General features: G+C 69.3%; 18 protein-coding genes. 10 read left to right on the top strand and 8 right to left on the bottom strand.

Translation table 11 applies throughout. From position 1 onward, the window contains the following. The first annotated feature begins 26 nt into the window (after positions 1-26). Both RMP09_RS11130 and RMP09_RS11125 read left to right on the top strand, forming a co-directional pair. Entirely contained in the window at positions 27-371 is a 345-nt protein-coding gene (locus tag RMP09_RS11130) for a hypothetical protein (RefSeq protein ID WP_310566045.1), read from the top strand. 198 nt (positions 372-569) lie between these two features. Further along, positions 570-1,304: a glutamine amidotransferase gene (locus tag RMP09_RS11125; RefSeq protein ID WP_310566044.1), complete on the top strand. Its 735-nt coding sequence runs from the start codon at positions 570-572 to the stop codon at positions 1,302-1,304. On the opposite strand, the gene RMP09_RS11120 is transcribed toward RMP09_RS11125, so the two are convergent. Beyond that, positions 1,288-3,678, bottom strand: coding sequence for an ATP-binding protein (locus RMP09_RS11120; RefSeq protein WP_310566043.1), 2,391 nt, complete (start codon positions 3,676-3,678; stop codon positions 1,288-1,290). The two genes, RMP09_RS11125 and RMP09_RS11120, sit on opposite strands and share 17 nt — an antisense overlap. Positions 3,679-3,839: 161 nt before the next feature. Between RMP09_RS11120 and RMP09_RS11115 the strand changes: the two genes are divergently transcribed. The 4 genes from RMP09_RS11115 (at position 3,840) to RMP09_RS11100 (ending at position 7,951) form a co-directional block, all read left to right on the top strand. Then, complete coding sequence (locus tag RMP09_RS11115; protein ID WP_310566042.1) at positions 3,840-5,039, top strand: threonine ammonia-lyase; 1,200 nt, start codon at positions 3,840-3,842, stop codon at positions 5,037-5,039. A gap of 4 nt (positions 5,040-5,043) precedes the next feature. Continuing rightward, positions 5,044-5,475 (top strand): PaaI family thioesterase, encoded by a 432-nt coding sequence (locus RMP09_RS11110; RefSeq protein WP_310566041.1) that lies wholly within the window; start codon positions 5,044-5,046, stop codon positions 5,473-5,475. A 91-nt stretch (positions 5,476-5,566) separates the two neighbouring features. After that, positions 5,567-5,710, top strand: a complete 144-nt coding sequence (locus RMP09_RS11105; RefSeq protein ID WP_310566040.1) for a hypothetical protein — start codon at positions 5,567-5,569, stop codon at positions 5,708-5,710. Between the two features lie 366 nt (positions 5,711-6,076). Beyond that, positions 6,077-7,951, top strand: coding sequence for a phosphoenolpyruvate carboxykinase (GTP) (locus RMP09_RS11100; protein WP_310566039.1), 1,875 nt, complete (start codon positions 6,077-6,079; stop codon positions 7,949-7,951). 127 nt (positions 7,952-8,078) lie between these two features. Here RMP09_RS11100 and RMP09_RS11095 read toward each other — a convergent pair whose 3' ends face one another. Then, on the bottom strand, positions 8,079-8,573 hold the full coding sequence (locus tag RMP09_RS11095; protein WP_310566038.1) for a hypothetical protein: 495 nt from the start codon (positions 8,571-8,573) through the stop codon (positions 8,079-8,081). A gap of 36 nt (positions 8,574-8,609) precedes the next feature. Next, on the bottom strand, positions 8,610-9,161 hold the full coding sequence (locus tag RMP09_RS11090; protein WP_310566037.1) for a hypothetical protein: 552 nt from the start codon (positions 9,159-9,161) through the stop codon (positions 8,610-8,612). A gap of 106 nt (positions 9,162-9,267) precedes the next feature. Here RMP09_RS11090 and RMP09_RS11085 point away from each other — a divergent pair, with 106 nt between their 5' ends. From RMP09_RS11085 to RMP09_RS11075, 3 genes are read left to right on the top strand one after another with little or no spacing between them, the layout of a single operon-like run. After that, positions 9,268-10,260 carry a LysR family transcriptional regulator gene (locus tag RMP09_RS11085; RefSeq protein ID WP_310566036.1) on the top strand — a complete coding sequence of 331 codons (993 nt, stop codon included), beginning with the start codon at positions 9,268-9,270 and terminating at the stop codon, positions 10,258-10,260. Further along, complete coding sequence (locus RMP09_RS11080; RefSeq protein WP_310566035.1) at positions 10,257-11,090, top strand: metallophosphoesterase; 834 nt, start codon at positions 10,257-10,259, stop codon at positions 11,088-11,090. Before RMP09_RS11085 ends, RMP09_RS11080 begins: the two co-directional genes overlap by 4 nt. A gap of 56 nt (positions 11,091-11,146) precedes the next feature. Further along, positions 11,147-11,569 carry a universal stress protein gene (locus RMP09_RS11075; RefSeq protein ID WP_310566034.1) on the top strand — a complete coding sequence of 141 codons (423 nt, stop codon included), beginning with the start codon at positions 11,147-11,149 and terminating at the stop codon, positions 11,567-11,569. Between the two features lie 36 nt (positions 11,570-11,605). On the opposite strand, the gene RMP09_RS11070 is transcribed toward RMP09_RS11075, so the two are convergent. After that, a complete protein-coding gene (locus RMP09_RS11070; RefSeq protein ID WP_310566033.1) occupies positions 11,606-12,520 on the bottom strand; it encodes a LysR family transcriptional regulator ArgP in 915 nt (304 codons plus the stop codon). 114 nt (positions 12,521-12,634) lie between these two features. Between RMP09_RS11070 and RMP09_RS11065 the strand changes: the two genes are divergently transcribed. Then, on the top strand, positions 12,635-13,963 hold the full coding sequence (locus RMP09_RS11065; RefSeq protein ID WP_310566032.1) for a D-amino acid dehydrogenase: 1,329 nt from the start codon (positions 12,635-12,637) through the stop codon (positions 13,961-13,963). Positions 13,964-13,996: 33 nt separating this feature from the next. Here RMP09_RS11065 and RMP09_RS11060 read toward each other — a convergent pair whose 3' ends face one another. The 4 genes from RMP09_RS11060 to RMP09_RS11045 form a co-directional block, all read right to left on the bottom strand. Further along, on the bottom strand, positions 13,997-14,941 hold the full coding sequence (locus tag RMP09_RS11060; RefSeq protein WP_310566031.1) for a M14 family zinc carboxypeptidase: 945 nt from the start codon (positions 14,939-14,941) through the stop codon (positions 13,997-13,999). 147 nt (positions 14,942-15,088) lie between these two features. Further along, entirely contained in the window at positions 15,089-16,372 is a 1,284-nt protein-coding gene (locus RMP09_RS11055; RefSeq protein ID WP_310566030.1) for an acyl-CoA dehydrogenase family protein, read from the bottom strand. Positions 16,373-16,402: 30 nt separating this feature from the next. Next, on the bottom strand, positions 16,403-17,218 hold the full coding sequence (locus RMP09_RS11050; protein ID WP_310566029.1) for an alpha/beta hydrolase: 816 nt from the start codon (positions 17,216-17,218) through the stop codon (positions 16,403-16,405). Between the two features lie 85 nt (positions 17,219-17,303). Then, positions 17,304-18,356 carry a peptidase M29 gene (locus RMP09_RS11045; RefSeq protein WP_310566028.1) on the bottom strand — a complete coding sequence of 351 codons (1,053 nt, stop codon included), beginning with the start codon at positions 18,354-18,356 and terminating at the stop codon, positions 17,304-17,306. Positions 18,357-18,411 lie beyond the last annotated feature (55 nt).

The raw sequence follows: 18,411 nt of genomic DNA, 5'->3' as shown, positions 1-18,411 counted from the left end.
CCATTGAACACCCCGGGAGATCCCACATGTTCTTCAAACTGCCCTGGTTCAAAAAAGCCAAAGACGCCCACTACAGCGACACCCAGGTGCTGGAGCTGGACTTCCTCGTGGACGAATTCCACGAGGCGATGGCCGACATCCAGGACCCGCAGCGCACCCGCCTGCACGCCGCGCTGATTTCCTGCCAGAGCCCCAAGGACCTGTGGTTCCTGCGCGGCAAGCTGTTCAACCTGATTTCCAAGCACCACTGCGAATACGTGGCCAACGAACGCGTGGGCCGGCTGGACCAGAAGCTGCGCTTCTTCGTCGGCCACCACCCGGACCATTCGCCCGAAGATTTGCCGTCGGGGCCGATGGCGTTGCTTCATTGACCCCCCCGCGCCGCCTGCGGCGTCACCCCCCCCAGGGGGCGGCGCTGGCGGCCCGGCGGAGCCGGTTCCGCGGCGCCCTGGAAAAGACACTGCGCCCCGAACGCGTTGGCTTTTCACCTGACTCCTCCCTGCCCGTCCTTGTGACGGGCTTTTTTTTGTCGGTCGGCAGCCCCCTCACCGGCTTCCTAGAATCCCGTCATGTCCTCTGCCCTGCCCATCCTCATCCTCAAGACCGGTTCCACCCACGCGCCCATCCGCGCACAGCTGGGAGACTTTGAGGACTGGATCGCGGCCGGCCTGCGCGCCGGTGGGGCCGAGGTGGTGGTGCACGACGCCACCGATGCCCAGGCACCGCCGCCCGGCCACCGCGCGGTGGCCGGCGTGGTCATCACCGGCTCGCACGCCATGGTGAGCGAGCGCGAAGCCTGGAGCGAAGCCCTGGTGCCCTGGCTGCAGACGGGCGTGAGCACGGGCCTGCCCATGCTGGGCATCTGCTACGGCCACCAGCTGCTGGCGCACGCGCTGGGCGGCGAGGTCGGCCACCACCCCGAGGGGGTCGAGATCGGCACCGTGACGGTGGAACGGCACGCTGCGGCGGACAGCGACCCGCTGCTGGGCGGGCTGCCCGAGACCTTCCCCGCGCAGGCGGTGCACTGGCAGTCGGTGCGGCGCCTGCCGCCCGGCGCGGTGCTGCTGGCCGGCAGCGCGCACGAGTCGCACCACGCCTTCCGCGTCGGTGAACGCGCCTGGGGCGTGCAGTTCCATCCGGAGTTTTCCGATGCCGCCCTGCGCGCCTACCTCGACGGGCTGGGCGATCTGCTGGCCGACGAAGGCCTGGACGCGGCGGGCATCGCCGCCCGCCTGCAACCCACGCCCGAAGCGGCGTCGGTGCTGCCCCGGTTTGCGCGCATCGCGCTCAGTGAAAGCCGATAGGCCGCGCTTCACGCACCTCGGGCTTGATGCGGTGCTCGGCCTCCAGCTGGGCCAGGAACTCGTCCGGCGCCAGCGTCTCGGCCAGGATCTCGACCTGGCGCTTGACCGCCGCGAAATCGCCCGGGCACAGCTGCTCCAGTTTCGCCAGCCGTGACCGCAGGTCGTCGCTCAGCGCCGCCGCGTCGCCGCCCAGCGCCTCCACCACGAACATGCGCTCGCGCTGCTCGCGGGTGAGCGGCTTGAAGCGGATCTTGAAGGTGAAGCGCCGCAGGGCCGCCTGGTCGATGCGGTCCATCAGGTTGGTGGTGCAGATAAAGATGCCGTTGTAGCGCTCCATGCCCTGCAGCATCTCGTTGACCTCGGTCACCTCGTAGGTGCGCTGGGCGTTGCGCCGGTCCTGCAAAAAGCTGTCGGCCTCGTCCAGCAGCAGCACCGCTTTTTCGGCCTCGGCCTCGCGGAACATGGCCGCCATCTGCTGCTCGGTCTCGCCCACGAACTTGCTCACCAGATCGCTGGCGCGGCGGATCATCAGCGGCCGGTCCAGCGCGCGCGCGATGTGTTCGGCCAGCGCCGTCTTGCCGGTGCCGGGGGCGCCGTGGAAGCACAGCGTGCCGTGGCCCCGCGCCGTGAGCGCGCTGACGATGCGCGGCACCTCGTAGCGCGATTCGACGTTGAGCATCTCCAGGCTGTACTGCGTGGGCGAGGGCCGGATGGCCGCGTCGGGCTGGCGGCCCAGGGCCTGGTCGGCGTTGCGCAGCTGGCGTTCGATCAGGGCGTCGAGCATCAGCGGCTCGGCCGAGGCCTTGCGCCGGCCGGCGCCTTTGGCGGGCGCGGCGGCCAGGCCGGCGAAGCGCACCGCGGTGCGGATCTGCGCCGGCGTCAGGCCCTTGCGCGCGGTCAGGCGCGCCACCAGCGCGTCGCTCACCGCCACACCGTCCAGGGTCTTGCGCACCAGCTGTTCGCGCGCGCCGGGTGGCGGGCTCTTGAGTTCCAGGTGGTAGGCAAAGCGGCGGCGGAAAGCGGGGTCGATCTGCTCGATGCGGTTGGTCACCCACAGCGTGGGCACGGCGTTGGATTCGAGGATCTGGTTGACCCAGGCCTTGCCGCTGACGCTGTGGCTGTGCGGCGCGCTGATCTGCTCGGCGCGCGCCATCAGCTGCGCGGCTTCGCTGCTGATGGGCGGGAACACGTCTTCCACCTCGTCGAACAGCAGGGCCGAATGCGCCGTGCCTTTGAGAAAGACCTGCGCGATCTGCAGCGAACGGTAACGGTCGCGGCCACTCAAGGCATTGCCGTCGCGGTCGGCGTATTCCACCTCGAACAGCTCCAGCCCGGCGGCGGCGGCGACCACGCGCGCCAGCTCGGTCTTGCCGGTGCCGGGCGGGCCGTAGAGCAGCACGTTCACGCCCGGTTCCTTGCGGGCCACGGCTTCGCGCAGCAGGCCCACGAGCAGGCGCACGTCCTCGGCCACGTAGTCGAAATCGGCCGGGGTCAGCGCCGAACGTGCGGCCGGGCGGGTGAACACCGCCATCAGCTCGCTCTCGCTGCGGTACTCGCGCATCAGCACCGGCGGCAGCTTCTCGCTGACCTTCATCAGGTCGGCCAGGTCGGTGATGTTGTGTTCGGAAATCAGGTTCTCCACCATGCCGATGCGTTCGAGCCGGGAGCCGGCGCGCAGCGCTTCACCCACCTCGCTGGCCTTGACGCCGGCCACGTCGGCGATCGCCGCGTAGGCCTCGGGCGCGTTGTTGACCTTGAACTCCACCAGGATGGAGCGCAGGTCGCGCTGGTAACGCGCCAGGGTGCCGTAGAGCAGCAGCGCACGTTCGGCGCGGTTGAGCTGCAGCAGGTTGGCCAGCGCGTCGATGTTCTTTTCCACCAGGGTGCTCTGCTTCTTGAGCGCCTGGCTCAGCCAGTCGCCGGTGACCGACAGCACCGAGAGCAGGTCCTTGGGCGATTCCTTGGCGTATTCGTCGAGGTAGAAGAACAGCGTGCCTTCTTCGTAGGGACCGCGCCAGATGCCGTAGCGCTCCATGAAGGCGGCGGTGGTGAGCTTTTCGTGGCCGCTCCAGAGTTCGTTGTCTTTGCAGCGGCGGCCCAGGAATTCGCGCACCCGCACCAGCACCGTGTGCGGCCACACCAGGTGGCGGCCGGCCAGGGCCAGCAGAGTGTTGAGGTCGCGCCGTACATTGAAACGCGGCCCCTGCCGCGCCGCGAGCGTGAGCACGAAATGCGAGCACATGAGGTCGAGCACCGGGGCCTGGCGCAGGCCGGGCGGCAGGAAGACGCGCGCGTCCGCCGCCGACGCGTGGCGCGGCTCGCCCGGCAGACGCGGAGCGCCCTCGGTCGGCTGCGGCAACAGGCGTTTGCTCATGCGGACATCTCCTCAGAGGGAAGACTCGGCGGGGGACCCCCCACCGTGAGCGGACCATACCCCAGCTTGATCGCGCGTGGAAGGGCCGGATGCGGCGGCTGTGACGGAATGCGGGGACTTTCCCCACAGACCACACGCCCGCGGGCGTTCACAATCGCGCCATGCTCCAGCTCGCCGACATCCAAGCCGCCGCCACCCGCCTGCAAGGCCAGGTGCTCGACACCCCCTGCGTGGAATCCCGCACGCTCTCGCAGATCGCGGGTTGCCAGGTGTTCCTGAAGTTCGAGAACCTGCAGTACACCGCCTCGTTCAAGGAACGCGGGGCCTGCAACAAGCTGGCCCAGCTGAGCGCCGACGAGCGGGCGCGCGGCGTCGTTGCCATGAGCGCCGGCAACCACGCCCAGGGCGTGGCCTACCACGCCCAGCGCCTGGGCCTGCGGGCGGTGATCGTCATGCCGCGCTTCACGCCGGGCGTGAAGGTGGAGCGCACGCGCGGCTTTGGCGCCGAGGTGGTGCTGCACGGCGACGCGCTGGACGAGGCCCGCGCCCATGCCCGCGCCCTGGCGCAGCAGCAGGGCCTGGTGTTCGTGCACCCCTACGACGACGAGGCCATCGTCGCCGGCCAGGGCACGGTGGCACTGGAGATGCTGCGCGAAGTGCCCGACCTGGACACGCTGGTCATCGCCGTGGGCGGCGGCGGCCTGATCGGTGGCATGGCCACGGTGGCCAAGGCGCTCAAGCCCGGCATCCGCGTCGTGGGCGTGCAGACCGAGCGCTTCCCCGGCATGTACAACGCCATCAAGGGCACGCACCTGCCGATGGGCAGCAGCACCATCGCCGAGGGCATCGCCGTGGGTTCTCCGGGCGAGATCACGCAGGCCATCGTGCGCGAGCGGGTGGACGACCTGCTGCTGGTCGACGAAGGCGACATCGAACAGGCCATCGTGATGCTGCTGGAGATCGAGAAAACGCTGGTCGAGGGCGCGGGCGCCGCCGGCCTGGCGGCGCTGCTCAAGCACCCCGCCCAGTTCGCGGGCCAGAAGGTGGGCCTGGTGCTGTGCGGCGGCAACATCGACCCGTTGCTGCTGGCCTCCATCATCGAACGCGGCATGGTGCGCGCCGGGCGGCTGGCGCGCATCCAGGTCAACGCGCGCGACGTGCCGGGCAACCTGGCGCGCATCACCAGCGTGGTGGCCGAGGCCGGCGCCAACATCGACGAGGTGCACCACCAGCGCGCCTTCACCCTGCTGGCGGCGCAGAACGTAGCGATCGAACTGGTGCTGCAGACGCGCGGGCGCGAGCACGTGCAACAGGTCATCGAGGCGCTGCGCGCCGCCGGTTTCGACACCCAGCTGATGTGATGCCATGACCGACGACGCCCTGCCCGACCCCGTCACACCCGAAACCCTGCAGGCCTGTCTGGCCGACTGGTTCGCGCCCTGGGTGCAGGACCTGGGCCTGGTGGTCGAGTCCATGGCCGACGGCGCGGTCACCCTGCGCCTGCCCTTTGACGAACGCCTGGCGCGCATCGGCGGCATGGTCTGCGGCCAGGCGCTGATGGCCGCCGCCGACACCGCTATGGTGCTGGCCATCGTCACCCAGCTGGGCACGCGCCGCCCCATGACCACGGTGCAGCTCAACACCAGCTTCCTCAAGCCCCTGGCCGGGCAGGACGCGCAGGTCACCGCACGCGTGGTGCGCGCGGGCAAGAGCCTGGTGTTCGGCGAGATCGACATCGTGGCCACGGGCGACGGCAAGAGCGTGTGCCGCGCCAGCACCACCTACGCCCTGCTCTGACCGGGCCCTGGCCGGGCAAACCCGCTGCCCGTGCGGGCGGCTTCTGACCTAAAATCGCGTTGATTTTTGTCAATCGAACCGGAGCGTCCCCATGTCCCACCCACACACCGACAGCCACAGCGACCAGCCCCAGGACGTGGTGGAGTCCATCGTGCCCCTCATGCCCATCGTGCTGCCCGTGGCTGGCGCCGTGCTGATCTTCCTGCTGGCCTTCATCGCCGTGTTCATGGCCTGATCGCCGCACAACGGTCTGCATCTGAGCCGAAGGCCCCGCTGGGGCCTTCGGCTTTTTTGTTGCGCAACAGGTCACGAACGCCCGAACCACAACATGAGGTTATGCGTCTTTTGCATGTAACTACATGGTAACTGACAGGGTGCTTTTTTAAAATCAAAGGATCAGGCCGACACACGGACCAGAACCCGGGATCATCCGCCCCCTTTCTGGCAGCTGCGTTGCAAGCGCCAACGCCTTGCAGCCCCGCGCGCCGACCGCCCTTGTTCGCCCAAGGGGCCCTCGACAGCCGCCCGCCCACCCGTTCGTGGCCCGCGGCTGTTGCTGTCTCTTGAGCCCGCCGGTTTACAAACCTCTGGAGTCTGATCCATGAACTCTCCCGTGATGCAGGGCCTCAATCTGAACGCCCCCGCCTTCGTGAAAAACGCCAAGCTGGTCGCCTGGGTGGCCGACATGGTGGCCCTGTGCAAGCCCGACAGCGTCCACTGGTGCGACGGCAGCCAGGCCGAATACGACCGCCTGTGCCAGCAGCTGGTCGACGCCGGCACGTTCAAGAAGCTCAACCCGGCCAAGCGCCCGGGCAGTTTCCTGGCCTGCTCCGACCCGTCGGACGTGGCCCGCGTGGAAGACCGCACCTTCATCTGCTCCGCGAAGAAGGAAGACGCCGGCCCGACCAACAACTGGATGGCCCCGGCCGAGATGCGCCAGACGCTGAACCCGCTGTTCGACGGCTGCATGAAGGGCCGCACCATGTATGTGGTGCCGTTCTCCATGGGCCCGCTGGGTTCGCACATCGCCCACATCGGCATCGAGCTGACCGACAGCGCTTACGTGGCCGTGAACCAGAAGCTGATGACCCGCATGGGCCAGGCGGTGTACGACGTGCTGGGCACCGACGGCGACTTCGTGCCCTGCATGCACACCGTGGGCGCGCCGCTGGCGGAAGGCCAGAAGGACAGCACCAGCTGGCCTTGCAACCCGACCGTCAAGTACATCGTGCATTTCCCCGAGACGCGCGAGATCTGGTCCTACGGCTCGGGCTACGGCGGCAACGCGCTGCTGGGCAAGAAGTGTTTCGCGCTGCGCATCGCCTCCAACATGGGCCGCGAGCAGGGCTGGCTGGCCGAGCACATGCTGATCCTGGGCGTGACGAATCCCGAGGGCAAGAAGTACCACGTCGCCGCCGCTTTCCCCAGCGCCTGCGGCAAGACCAACTTCTCCATGCTGGTGCCGCCCGAGGCCGGCTTCGCGGGCTGGAAGGTCACCACCATCGGTGACGACATCGCCTGGATCAAGCCGCACGCCGACGGCAAGCTCTACGCCATCAACCCCGAAGCGGGCTATTTCGGCGTCGCCCCCGGCACCAACATGCACACCAACCCGAACTGCATGCGCTCGCTGGACAAGAACGTGATCTTCACCAACGTCGCGCTGACCGACGACGGCGACGTGTGGTGGGAAGGCATGGAGAAGGACACCGGCACGCTGCCGGACCACCTGATCGACTGGCAGGGCAAGGACTGGACGCCGGCCATCGCCAAGGAAACCGGCGCCAAGGCCGCCCACCCGAACTCGCGCTTCACCGTCGCCGCCACCAACAACCCCGCGCTGGACCCGCAGTGGGACGACGCCGCTGGCGTGGCGATCGACGCCTTCCTGTTCGGCGGCCGCCGCAGCACCACCGTGCCGCTGGTGACCGAGGCCCGCAGCTGGACCGAAGGCGTCTACATGGCCGCCACCATGGGCTCGGAAACCACCGCCGCCGCCTTTGGCGCGCAGGGCGTGGTGCGCCGCGACCCGTTCGCCATGCTGCCGTTCTGCGGCTACAACATGAGCGACTACTTCCAGCACTGGCTCAACGTCGGCGCGTCCGTGGCCCAGTCCGGCGCCACGCTGCCCAAGATGTTCTGCGTCAACTGGTTCCGCAAGAACGCCGACGGCAAGTTCGTGTGGCCGGGCTACGGCGACAACATGCGCGTGCTCAAGTGGATGATCGACCGCATCGAAGGCAAGGCCCAGGGGCAGGCCACGATGTTCGGCACCGCACCGGCCTACGCCGAAATCAACTGGAGCGGCCTGGACTTCAGCGCCGAGCAGTTCGCAACGGTCACCAGCATCGACAAGACGGCCTGGGCCGACGAGTTCAAACTGCACGACGCGCACTTCGAACAGCTGGCCTACCACATGCCCCAGGCCCTGATCGACACCAAGAACGATCTGGAGCAGCGCCTGGCCGTGGCCTGATGACTCTGGCGGGCGGGCACGATCTGCCCACCCGCCGCAGCGCCCCCGGGATCCATCGGACCGGGCACAAAAAAGCCACCGAACCGGTGGCTTTTTTTCGTCTGACCCTGCGGTGGTCGCAGGGCGTTCAGCAGTGGCGCAGGTGGGTGGCGTTGCCGCGGCCGTCGTCCAGCCGCTCGGGGAACCGGCCCCAGGACGCGGCCAGGCCGGCCGAGTCGTCCAGGTCGCGCTGGCGGGCCTGCACGCATTCGGCCATCACGCGGTGGTCGGCGCGGGCGGCCTGCCACAGCCGCACTTCGGCACGGGCTTCGGCGACGGCGGCGGCGCTGTCCTGCACCGCGTGGCGCACACGGCGGGCCAGCCTGCGGGCCGGGGCGGACACGGCGGCCGAGCCGGCCAGGATCAGCAGCCACAGCGCCACCCAGGCCAGGAACTGGTGCTGTTCGGCCCAGCCGCCCATCAGGCGCTCGGCCAGCACCACCAGCGCGGCCACGGCGGCGGCCATCAGCAGGGTGGACAGGCCACGCGCGCCGTCCAGCCGGTGGCGCAGCGCCGGGCGCGCACCGGTCGAAGCGGTGGTCCGCCCCAGCGAGGCGGGGAAACGAGACAACACGGTGTTCATGGCGGTGGTCCTCGGGGGTGACGGGGCGGGCCCGGGTCAGAGGTAGGGCAGGTAACCGGCCAGGCGGCGCCGTTCCAGCTGGGCCATGCGGCGCGTGACCACCGGCGTCGCGATGTCGGACACCATGCCCAGCGGCGCCAGGGCTTGCGAATAGTCGGTGGGGGCTTCTGGCTCAGCGGCGTTGGCCAAGTCAGCGGCCCGTGCGCGGGCCTGCATCAGCTCGGCCTTCAGACGCGGGTCCTGCTTGGCCAGCTCCCAGAGGCGCGCTTCGGCGCGGGCTTCGGCCAGCGAACGCGACCAGCTGTCCAGCGCGACCAGGGTGCTGCGCGCCATGCGGCGGGCGGTGCCGGCCAGCAGCGCGCTGCCGGCGAAAATCACGACCCACAGGGCGACCCAGCCGAGGAACAGGTGGCCGTCGGCCCAGGTGTCGATGAGCTGGTCGGCCAGCACCACCAGCGCGGCCACGGCAGCGGCCAGCAACATGGCGGCCAGGCCACGGGCGCCGTCGAAGCGGCGGACGCGGGCTTTGCCCTCAGCGGCGGCCTTCAGGCCCAGCGAAGCGGGGGAAGCGGAAATAACAGTGCTCATGACGAACTCCTTCAAAAACAACAATGTCTTGTGGACAAGCGAATACTAGGGAAAACCCCCATGTCACGCCAATTTATTTTTGTGATGCATTACATTCACAAAACACATGAATGAGCTGAACTTCCGCACCCTGGACCTGAACCTGCTGCGCGTCTTCGACGAGGTGATGGCCGAGCGCAACCTCACGCGCGCGGCCCACAACCTGGCCATGACGCAGCCGGCGGTGAGCAACGCGCTCAAGCGCCTGCGCGAGTCGCTGGGCGACGAACTGGTGCGCCGCGCGGGCTACGGGGTGGAGCCGACGCCGACCGCGCTGGCCCTGTGGCCCACGGTGCGCGACGCGCTGGGGCAATTGCGCGAATCGCTGGCACCGGGCGGCTTCGACCCGGCGCAGGCGCACAACGCCTTCGTCATCGCCATGGCCGACGCGACCGCCGCCAAGGTGGTGCCGGGGCTGGTGGACATCCTGGAAAACGAGGCGCCGGGCGTGAACCTGCGCGTGCTGCCGCTGACCACGCGTGACCCGCGCGAGCTGATCGAATCGGGCTCGGCGGACCTGGCCATCGGCCACTTCCCGGGCGTGATCGCCGAGCTCACCGCTGTGCACCTGCAGGAGCACAGCCCGCGTTTTCTGTACCAGCGCCTGTACGACGGCGAGTACGTGGTGGTCATGCGCCGCGGCCACCCGCTGGCCGGCCGCCCCATCGACCTGGACGCCTACTGCGCCGCGCGCCACCTGCTGGTGAGCTTTTCCGGCCGGCCCTTCGGTTTTGTCGACGAAGCCCTGGCCGCGCGTTCGCGCCAACGCCGCGTGGTGCTGACGGTCAACCAGTTCTTCACCGCCGGCCGTGTGGTCGCCACCACCGACCTGCTGACCGTGCTGCCGCGCCACTTTGTGGGCGCCACCGGCATGGAACACGAACTGGCGCTGTGCGAATTGCCGCTGCCCGTGCCCGCCGTGCACGTGGACGCGCTGTGGCACCGCCAGGCCGCGCACAGCAGCGCGCACCGCTGGCTGCGCGAGGCGGTCACCCGCGCCTCGGCCAGCGGCTTTGCCACCGGCCACGGCCCCACCCCCATTCCCGTGCCCCCGCCATGAAGATCCAGCTGCTCAGCGACCTGCACCTCGAAGCCAACCCGGGCTTCAGCGCAACCCCCGCGCCCGACGCCGACCTGCTGGTGCTCGCCGGCGACGTCGGTTCGTACCAGCGCCGCAAAGACGGCAGCACCATGCCCGAGGCCGACTGGGGCCTGCAGCGCTTTTCACCCCTGCCGCAGTTCGGCGGCTGGCCAGTGCCGGTGCTGTTCGTGCCCGGCAACCACGAATACGACGCGCTGGACATCGACGAGGCCCACACCGGCCTGCGCGCGGCCTGCGAGCGCCTGGGCATCCGCTGGCTGGAACGCGAGACGGCCGTGATTCACGGCGTGCGCTTCGTCGGCACCACGCTGTGGAGCGACTACGACACCTTCGTGGCCCCCGCCGCCCCCCTGACCGAGCGCCTGCGCCAGCGCCACAAGGCGTTTCGCGCCGCCAACTTCTACCTCACCAAGATGGCCGGCCAGCGCGGCGGCGCGCTGTTCGACGCCGCCGCCATGCGCGAGCTGGCGCTGGACTGCCAGGCCTGGCTGCGCGAAGCGCTGGCGCAACCGCACGCGGCCGGCCCCACGGTGGTGGTGACACACTTTGCGCCCACCCTGCACAGCGCCGACCCGCGTTACGGCCACAGCCCGGGCACGGCCGGCTTCTGCAACGCGCTGGACGACCTGCTGCCGCAGGCCGACCTGTGGCTGCACGGCCACCTGCACTGCCCGACCGATGTGCGCGTGGGCCGCTGCCGCATCGTGGCCAACCCGCTGGGCTACGCCGACAAGGGCGAGCAGCTCACGTTCAGCCCCACGCTGACGGTGCATGTGGAAAACCGGTAGCGAGAGGCCCGAGCCAGCCCGTACACTGACCGGCTGGTTCAACTGGAGACGATTCCATGAAGATTTTGCTCGCCGTCGACGGCAGTGCGTTCACCAAAAAAATGCTGGGCTACCTGACCACGCACGAAGAGATGTTCGGCAGCCACAACGAGATCACCCTGTTCACCGTGCAGGCGCCGCTGCCCCCGCGGGCCCGCGCCGCCGTGGGTGCCGACGTGGCCAATGGCTACTACGCCGAAGAAGCCGCCAAGGTGACCGACCCGGTGGTCAAGTTCCTCAAGCGTCACAGCATCGAACCCAAGGTGCTGCACAAGGTCGGCCAGCCCGGCGAGCAGATCGCCAAGGCCGCCAGCGCCGGCAAGTTCGACCTGGTGCTGATGGGTTCGCACGGCCACAGCGCACTGGGCAACCTGGTCATGGGTTCCGTGGCCACGCAGGTGCTGGCGCACTGCGACGTGCCGGTGTTGCTGGTCAGGTAACGACCCGCTGCGCCGCTGACGCGGCGCGGCCACCGTTCAGGCCGGCCGCAGGCTCTGCGCCGCCGCGCCGCGCAGCGCGCCGCTGAGCGCGTCCAGCACGTCGGAACTGAGGTTCCAGCAATGCCAGTACAGCGCCACGCCCAGGCGGTGCCGTGGCGTGACGTTGACCAGCTCACCGCTGGCCAGCAGCTCGCGCACGCCCAGCTCGGGCACCACGCTCACGCCCCAGCCGGCGCGCACGGCGCGGATCTGCCCTTCGCTGGACGGCACGAACAGCTGCTTGAGCATCACGCGCGGCAGGCCAAAGGCCTGTTCGACAAAACTGTGCTGCAGGTGGTCCTTGCGGTTGAAGGCGATGAAGGGCAGCTTGTGGAAGTTGTGCGCGTTCACGCCCTTGGGGCAATGGCGCGCCGCGAAATTGGCCGCCGCCACGGCCACGTAGTCCATCGTGCCCAGTGGCTCCATCTTGCAGCCGCGCAGCGCCTGGCCGAGCGAGGTGACGCAGCCCAGCACCTGGCCTTCGCGCAGCCATTCGTGCGTGAATTCCTGGTCGTCGGTGATGATCTCGATCGGCAGCCCGCCCTGCGCCAGCGCGCTGAGCGCGGGCAGCGCCCAGGTGGCGATGCTGTCGGCGTTGATGGCCACCGAGATGCGCTCTTCCTCGCGTCCGCCGCCGGTGGAGCTGGGCGCCAGTTCCTTGAGGTCCTTTTCCAGGTCGGCGCGCAGCAGCCGCATCATCTTGGCGTGCTTGAGCATGAGCTGCCCGGCCTGCGTGGGCTTGAGCGGGCGGCTGCGCACGATCAGCACCGTGCCCACCTGCGCCTCCAGTGCGCGCAGGCGCTGCGACACCGCCGACTGCGTGATCGACAGGCGCTGCGCCGCGCGTTCAAAACCGCCTTCTTCGATGATGGCGGCCAGGCATTCCAGGGCATCGGGGTCAAAGGTGCTCATGTCTCTTTATTAGTTGTACTGATGTTTTTGATTTTAAGTTAATTTGTCTTCACGAAGACCGCGCTTTTTTTCATACTCGCGTCCAGTTTTTCCATTCATTGGCTGGAGCGGATCATGAAAGTCGTTGTTCTGGGCGCGGGCATCATCGGTGTGAGCACGGCGTGGCACCTGCTGCAGCGCGGGCATGAGGTGACGCTGGTCGACCGCCAGCCCGACGCGGCGCTGGAGACCAGCTTCGGCAACGCGGCGCAGATTTCGGTGAGCTACTGCGAGCCCTGGGCCAACCGCGAGGCGCCCCTGAAAGCGCTGAAGTGGCTGTTCGACCCGGAAGGCCCGCTCAAATTCCGCCCCCAGCTGGACCCGGCGCAATGGCTCTGGGGCCTGCAGTTCCTGGCCCAGTGCAACGACGCCGCGTTTGAACGCAACGTGGCCCAGCTGGTCGCCCTGGGCAGCTACAGCCATGCGGCCCTGAAAGACGTGGTGACCAGCACCGGTCTGCGTTACGACCGCCTGACCAAGGGCATCGCGCACTACTACACCAGCCAGAAGTCGTTCGACGAAGCCGGCAGCGCCGCCGAGCTGATGCGCCGCCACGGCGTCAACCGCAAGGTGGTGAGCAAGGACGAGCTGCTGCGCATCGAACCGGCGCTGCGCGGCTTTGCCGACCGCATCGTCGGCGGCACCTACACCGAGAGCGACGAGTCCGGCGACTGCCTGGCCTTCACCCAGCAGCTGGCGCAGCGGTGCCGCCACCAGGGCATGCAGTCGCTGATGGACCACGACATCCTGCGACTGCAGGCCAGTGGCGGCGAGATCAGCGCCGTCAGCGTGCGCGACCGCCACACCGGCCGGACGCGCCAGCTGCTGGCCGACGCCTACGTGGTGGCCGCCGGTTCGTACACCACAGCGCTGATGCGCCAGGTCGGCGTGCGCGTGCCCATCTACCCCGGCAAGGGCTACAGCGCGACGCTCCCGCTGCTCAAGCCCGATGCGGCCTCGCGGGTCAGCCTGCTGGACGACCAGCTCAAGATCGCCATCTCGCGCCTGGGCGACCGGTTGCGCGTGGCCGGCACCATCGAACTCGGCGGTTTCGACCTGTCGCTGGACACGCCGCTGGCGCAGACCCGCGCGCGCATGCTGGTCAAGCGCATCGAGGAGGTGTTCCCCGGCGTGGCCGACACCCGCACGCCCGAAGAAGGCGGCGACCCGCAGTTCTGGACCGGCCTGCGCCCGGCCACCCCGACCAACATCCCGCTGATCGGCCGCACGAAAGTGGGCAAACTGTGGATCAACGCCGGCCACGGCACGCTGGGCTGGACGCACGGCGCCGGTTCGGGCAAGGCGCTGGCCGAACTCATCAGCGGCGAGGTCCCGGCGATGGATTTCGGCTTCGTCGGCCTCCCGACGGGCGGCCACAGGGTACAGACGCCGGCCATGGCCTGAGCCTCCCGGCGCGCCGGGGCGGGGCAGCGCGGCTCAGCCGGCTTTCTTGACCTTCACCGGCAGCGGCCGCGCTGGCGGCTGCTCGGGTCGCAGGCGCTCGCTCATCCAGTGCAGCAGGTCCAGCCACATCTGGCGCGTCTCGGCGTCCAGCGGCGTGCGGATGGCGCTGTTGAGCTCGATGGTCACCACCGGCATGCCTTTGTGCACGCCGCCGTAGTTGCCCAGGCTGCCGGGGAAGATGCCGACCTGGTCCAGGTAGAGCCGGCCCAGGCGCGCCGGTGGCACGCTGGGGCCGTCGAAATCGAGCACGCCATAGGGCGCGTGGATGCTGACGATCAGGTCGGGCTGGAAGCGCTCCATCTCTTCGTGGAAAAACTTCGACTCGGGCTCCGACAGCGGGCCGGGGCCGGGCCAGCGGCGCGGGTCTTTCTTGGTGCGCTGTTCCCAGTAGATCTTGGCGTCGCGCGCCCAGTTGGGCGTTGGAAAGTTGCGGTTGAGGTCCACGCCATGCGCGTTGACGCGCTTGGCCGGCCGGGCCATCAGGCCGTCGGGGTTGAGGGCGGGAATGAAGCGCCAGTGCGCGTTGGACGGCGTCTGCAGCGCCAGCTGGATCCAGTGCAGCGCCACCGAGGCCGACGAGAGTTCGTCGCCATGCATCGCGCCCACCACCAGCACGCGGATGCGCGCCTCGGGTGCGACCACGTCGCGTGCGTACAACGTGCGCCCCTGCACCGAACGGCCCACGGTCGGTTTGAGCTGCGCGGCCTCGCACAGCGGCCGGCGCACATTGGGCAGGCGGGCGACAAACTCGCGGCAGGGATCGCTGCCCGGCACGTCGGCCACGGGGTGGCCGGGGCCGCGCTGCTTCGGCGGCGCAGCGGCCGGGGCCGCCTGCAGCGAAGGCTGCGACAAGACAAGGGCCACCGCCAGGGTGCTCGCGCGCCAGGCGGTGTTCAGGAAAGCTCGGTGACCACGCATGCGGGCATTCTAGAAGTCTGCGCGGCAGAGGGCCCCCGAAACGCAGCGCGCGAAAACCGCGGACCGGGTGGTGCCGCGGGAGACCAGCTGGCCGCGTGTTGCAGCCGATGCCCGTCTGCCGCGCCGGCGCCCAGGCACGCGCCCAGCTCAGTCGTCTTTTTCGCCCGGCTCGTACAGGGTCTCGCGGCCCATGCGGTCCAGGATGAGTTCGGCCGTCCACGGCAGCATCAGCGCACCGCAGCGGCTGTCGCGGTACAGGCGTTCCAGCGGCAGGTGCTTGAGCATGCTCTGGCCGCCGCAGGTGCGGATGCCCAGGCGCGCGAGGTCGTTGGCGCCCTCCATCACGGCGTAGTGCGCGGCGTACAGGCGCAGCTTCTCGTCCTTGCTGGGGTTGGGTTTCGCTTCAAAGATGGCGCGGGTGAACAGGCTCTTCATCGATTCGAGCTGCAGCCGCATCTGCGCCACCGTGATCTGCTTGGTCGGGAACTGGCGGCGCTTGATCGGCGGCTCGCCCGGCACCTCGCCGCGCAGGTACTGCACCGTGAAGTCGTAGACAGCGTTGGCCAGCCCCAGGTAGGTCGGTGCGAGCGTGTTGAACATCGCCGGCCAGGTCTGCGCGCCCTTGAAGTAGATGCCGCGCGGCATGAGCTGTTCGTCGTCGCTGACGAACACGTCCTTGAAGGTGAGGTTGCGGCTGACCGTGCCGCGCATGCCCAGCGGGTCCCACTCGCCACTGATGCTGAACCCTTCGGCCGTCGCCGGCACGCTGATGTAGAGCGTGTCGCGCGCGTCGGGGTGCTGGTCGCCCTTGTCTTCGGTGCAGAGCACGCCGTAGTAGTCGGCCGCGCCCGAGAGGCTGGCCCAGATCTTCTTGCCGTTGATCAGCCAGCCGCGCTGGCCATCGCGCACCACCTGCCTGGCCGTGGTGCCAAAGGGCGCGCGGCCGGCCGCCGCGGCCGTGCCTTCGCTGAAGGGCTGGGCGTAGAGCTTGCCCTCGTTCACGATGCGCGCGAAGTGGATCTGGCGCCGCGCCGCGTGTTCGGCACGCTGCTCGTCGCTCATGGCGATGCCGTCGGCCAGCACCCCGGTCCACATGGTCGAGCAGATGTGCATGTTCCAGGTCAGCGCGGTCGCGCCGCAGAAGCGCCCGATCTCGGCCGCAACCATCATGTAGGTCGGGAAGTCCGCCCCGGCGCCGCCGAATTCGGTGGGCACGCAGAGCTTGAGAAAACCCTGCTCGCGCAGGTCGTCGTAGTTGGCGAAGGGAAAGCTCGCCTCCTGGTCCCACTGGGCGGCGCGCGCGGCGAACTTGTCGCGGCCCAGCGCGTGGGCTTTGGCCAGCCACTCGCGCTGCAGCGGCGTGAAGGGCATGTCGCCGACGGCGGGCGTGAAGTCCAAGCCAGTGACCGGGTTGACGGGGCGGGTGCTCATGCGTGGGGTCTCCTCTTGTGGGCGGGGTGTTCAGTGCAGGTCGGGGCGCAGCTTGGGTGGCCGCTCGCGCAGGAAGTCCAGCAGGATGCGGTCGAACTCGTCGGGCGCTTCCAGGTTCATCAGGTGGCCCACGCCGGCCATCTCGACGTAGCGCGCGCTGGGGATCTGCTGCGCCATCTGTTTCATCACCGCGGGCGCGGCCACGCGGTCGAACTCGCCGCCCACCAGCAGCGTGGGCACGCCGATCTGTGCCAGCGCCGACTGCCGGTCGAAGGTGACCAGGCAATCGAGCACGCGGCGGTAGGTCGCGGCGGGCACATTTGCCATGCACTGCTCCGCCAGCCGCACGCCCTCGGGCAGCGAGCCGGGGCCGACCATCTGCGGCACCAGCTGGGCGGCCATGTCGGCCATGCTCCGGCCCGCGTCCAGCGGCGCGGTGCGCTGAGCGATGAACTGCCGCGCCCAGGCCTCGGCGCTATGGCCGTCGCTGCGTTTGCCGAAGGCCGCCGAGGTGCCGCAGAGCACCAGCTTGCTGACCTTGTCGGGCCGGCGCGCGATCACCTCCTGCGCGACCATGCCGCCCATGCTGTGTCCCACCAGAACGACGCTCTCGCACTGCAGCGCGTCGATGAGGTGGATGCAGCTCTGGGCCAGGCCTTTGAAGGTGTAAGGCTCGATGGGCGCGCTGTGGCCGTAACCGGGCATGTCCCAGGCGACTGCGCGGTAGCCGACGCTGGCCAGGGTTTCGACCTGCGGTGCGAAGGCGAGGTGTCCGCCGCCGATGCCGTGCAGCATGAGCACGGTGGTGGCGCCGTCGCCCAGGGTGGTGAAAGTCGGCAGCATCATGGTGCCCCCACGCTCCACCGCTGACGCGGGTCGCTGCCCCCCGAGGAGGCTGGCCTTGCTTGGGGCGGCCCTGCGCGGCGGCCGTTCATGCAACCACCTTCCCGGCGTCGACGACCACGGTGCCGTCCAGCGCCACGCTGCAGTCGCGCATCGGCCAGTCGAAGTGGCCGCGGGTGTAGCGGCCGGCGGTTTCGTTGGCGCCCGTGCTGTAGAGGAAATTGCCCGCGAAGGCGCGCAGCTCGGTGCCGTTGAAGTCGCGCTTGTCGTACAGCGCCATGCTGTCCCAGCGCGCGGCTTCGCACAGACCGTAGCCCACATGCGAGACCGCATAAGCCTCTTTCTCACCCCAGGCCGCGAAGTAGGAGCGCAGCAGCGCGGCGTCGATACCGCCGCCATCGATGTGGGTCACGTAGTCGTTCTCCACGGTCAGCGTGACCGGGCGCTCGATGTAGCGCTTGAAGGTCAGGTTCACATCGCCCTCGGCCAGCACCAGCCGGCCGTTGACGCTGCCGGCGGCCGGGAAGGCCAGCACCAGGCCGCCCGGCCAGTGCGTCAGCGTGCCGGGGCGCGTGGTGCTGCCCCAGTTGCCGCCGACCACCGCGCCTTGCAGCGAGATCGAAAGATCGGTGCCGGCCGCAGAGGTCACCCGCATGGCTTTCGCGCCGCGCAGGCGTTTGACGTGGTCTTTGACCCGCGCCTCGGTCGCGTCGTCGGGCAGCAGCCGCGCCAGCGCCTCGGGGTGTTCGTTGCTCACGTAGACGATGCGCGGCTGCGTGCTGCCGTTGCCCCGCAGGATGGCGGGCAGCTCGGGCGCGTGCATCAGGCCTTCGACCGTGATGTCGACCACCAGCGTGCAGGCCTGCAGCGCCGCGATCACCGGGGCCAGCTGCTGGATCGCGGGGCTGGCGCCGGTCGAGCGCGCCACCGGCTCGCCCACCGCGCCGAACACCGAGGGCAGCGTCAGCACAAAGGCCTGCGCACCCAGCCGCGCCGCCGCCAGCCGCGCCAGTTCCACCAGCACCGGCCGGCTCTGCGTTTCGCAGAGAATGGCCACCGTGTCCCGTGGCTGCAGCGCGCAGCGGCGCAGCACGGTTTCGAAGGCGTCGAGCCACACCGGCTCGGTCCGCTCCTGAAGCATGGGCTGTCTCCTGTCTTGTACCGATGGCCCTCAGGGATTTGGCACCGGCGGACAC

The sequence above is a fragment of the Hydrogenophaga sp. genome (genome assembly GCF_031426985.1).
Taxonomy (GTDB): domain Bacteria; phylum Pseudomonadota; class Gammaproteobacteria; order Burkholderiales; family Burkholderiaceae_C; genus Hydrogenophaga.
This window is presented reverse-complemented; position numbering and strand designations above follow the sequence as displayed.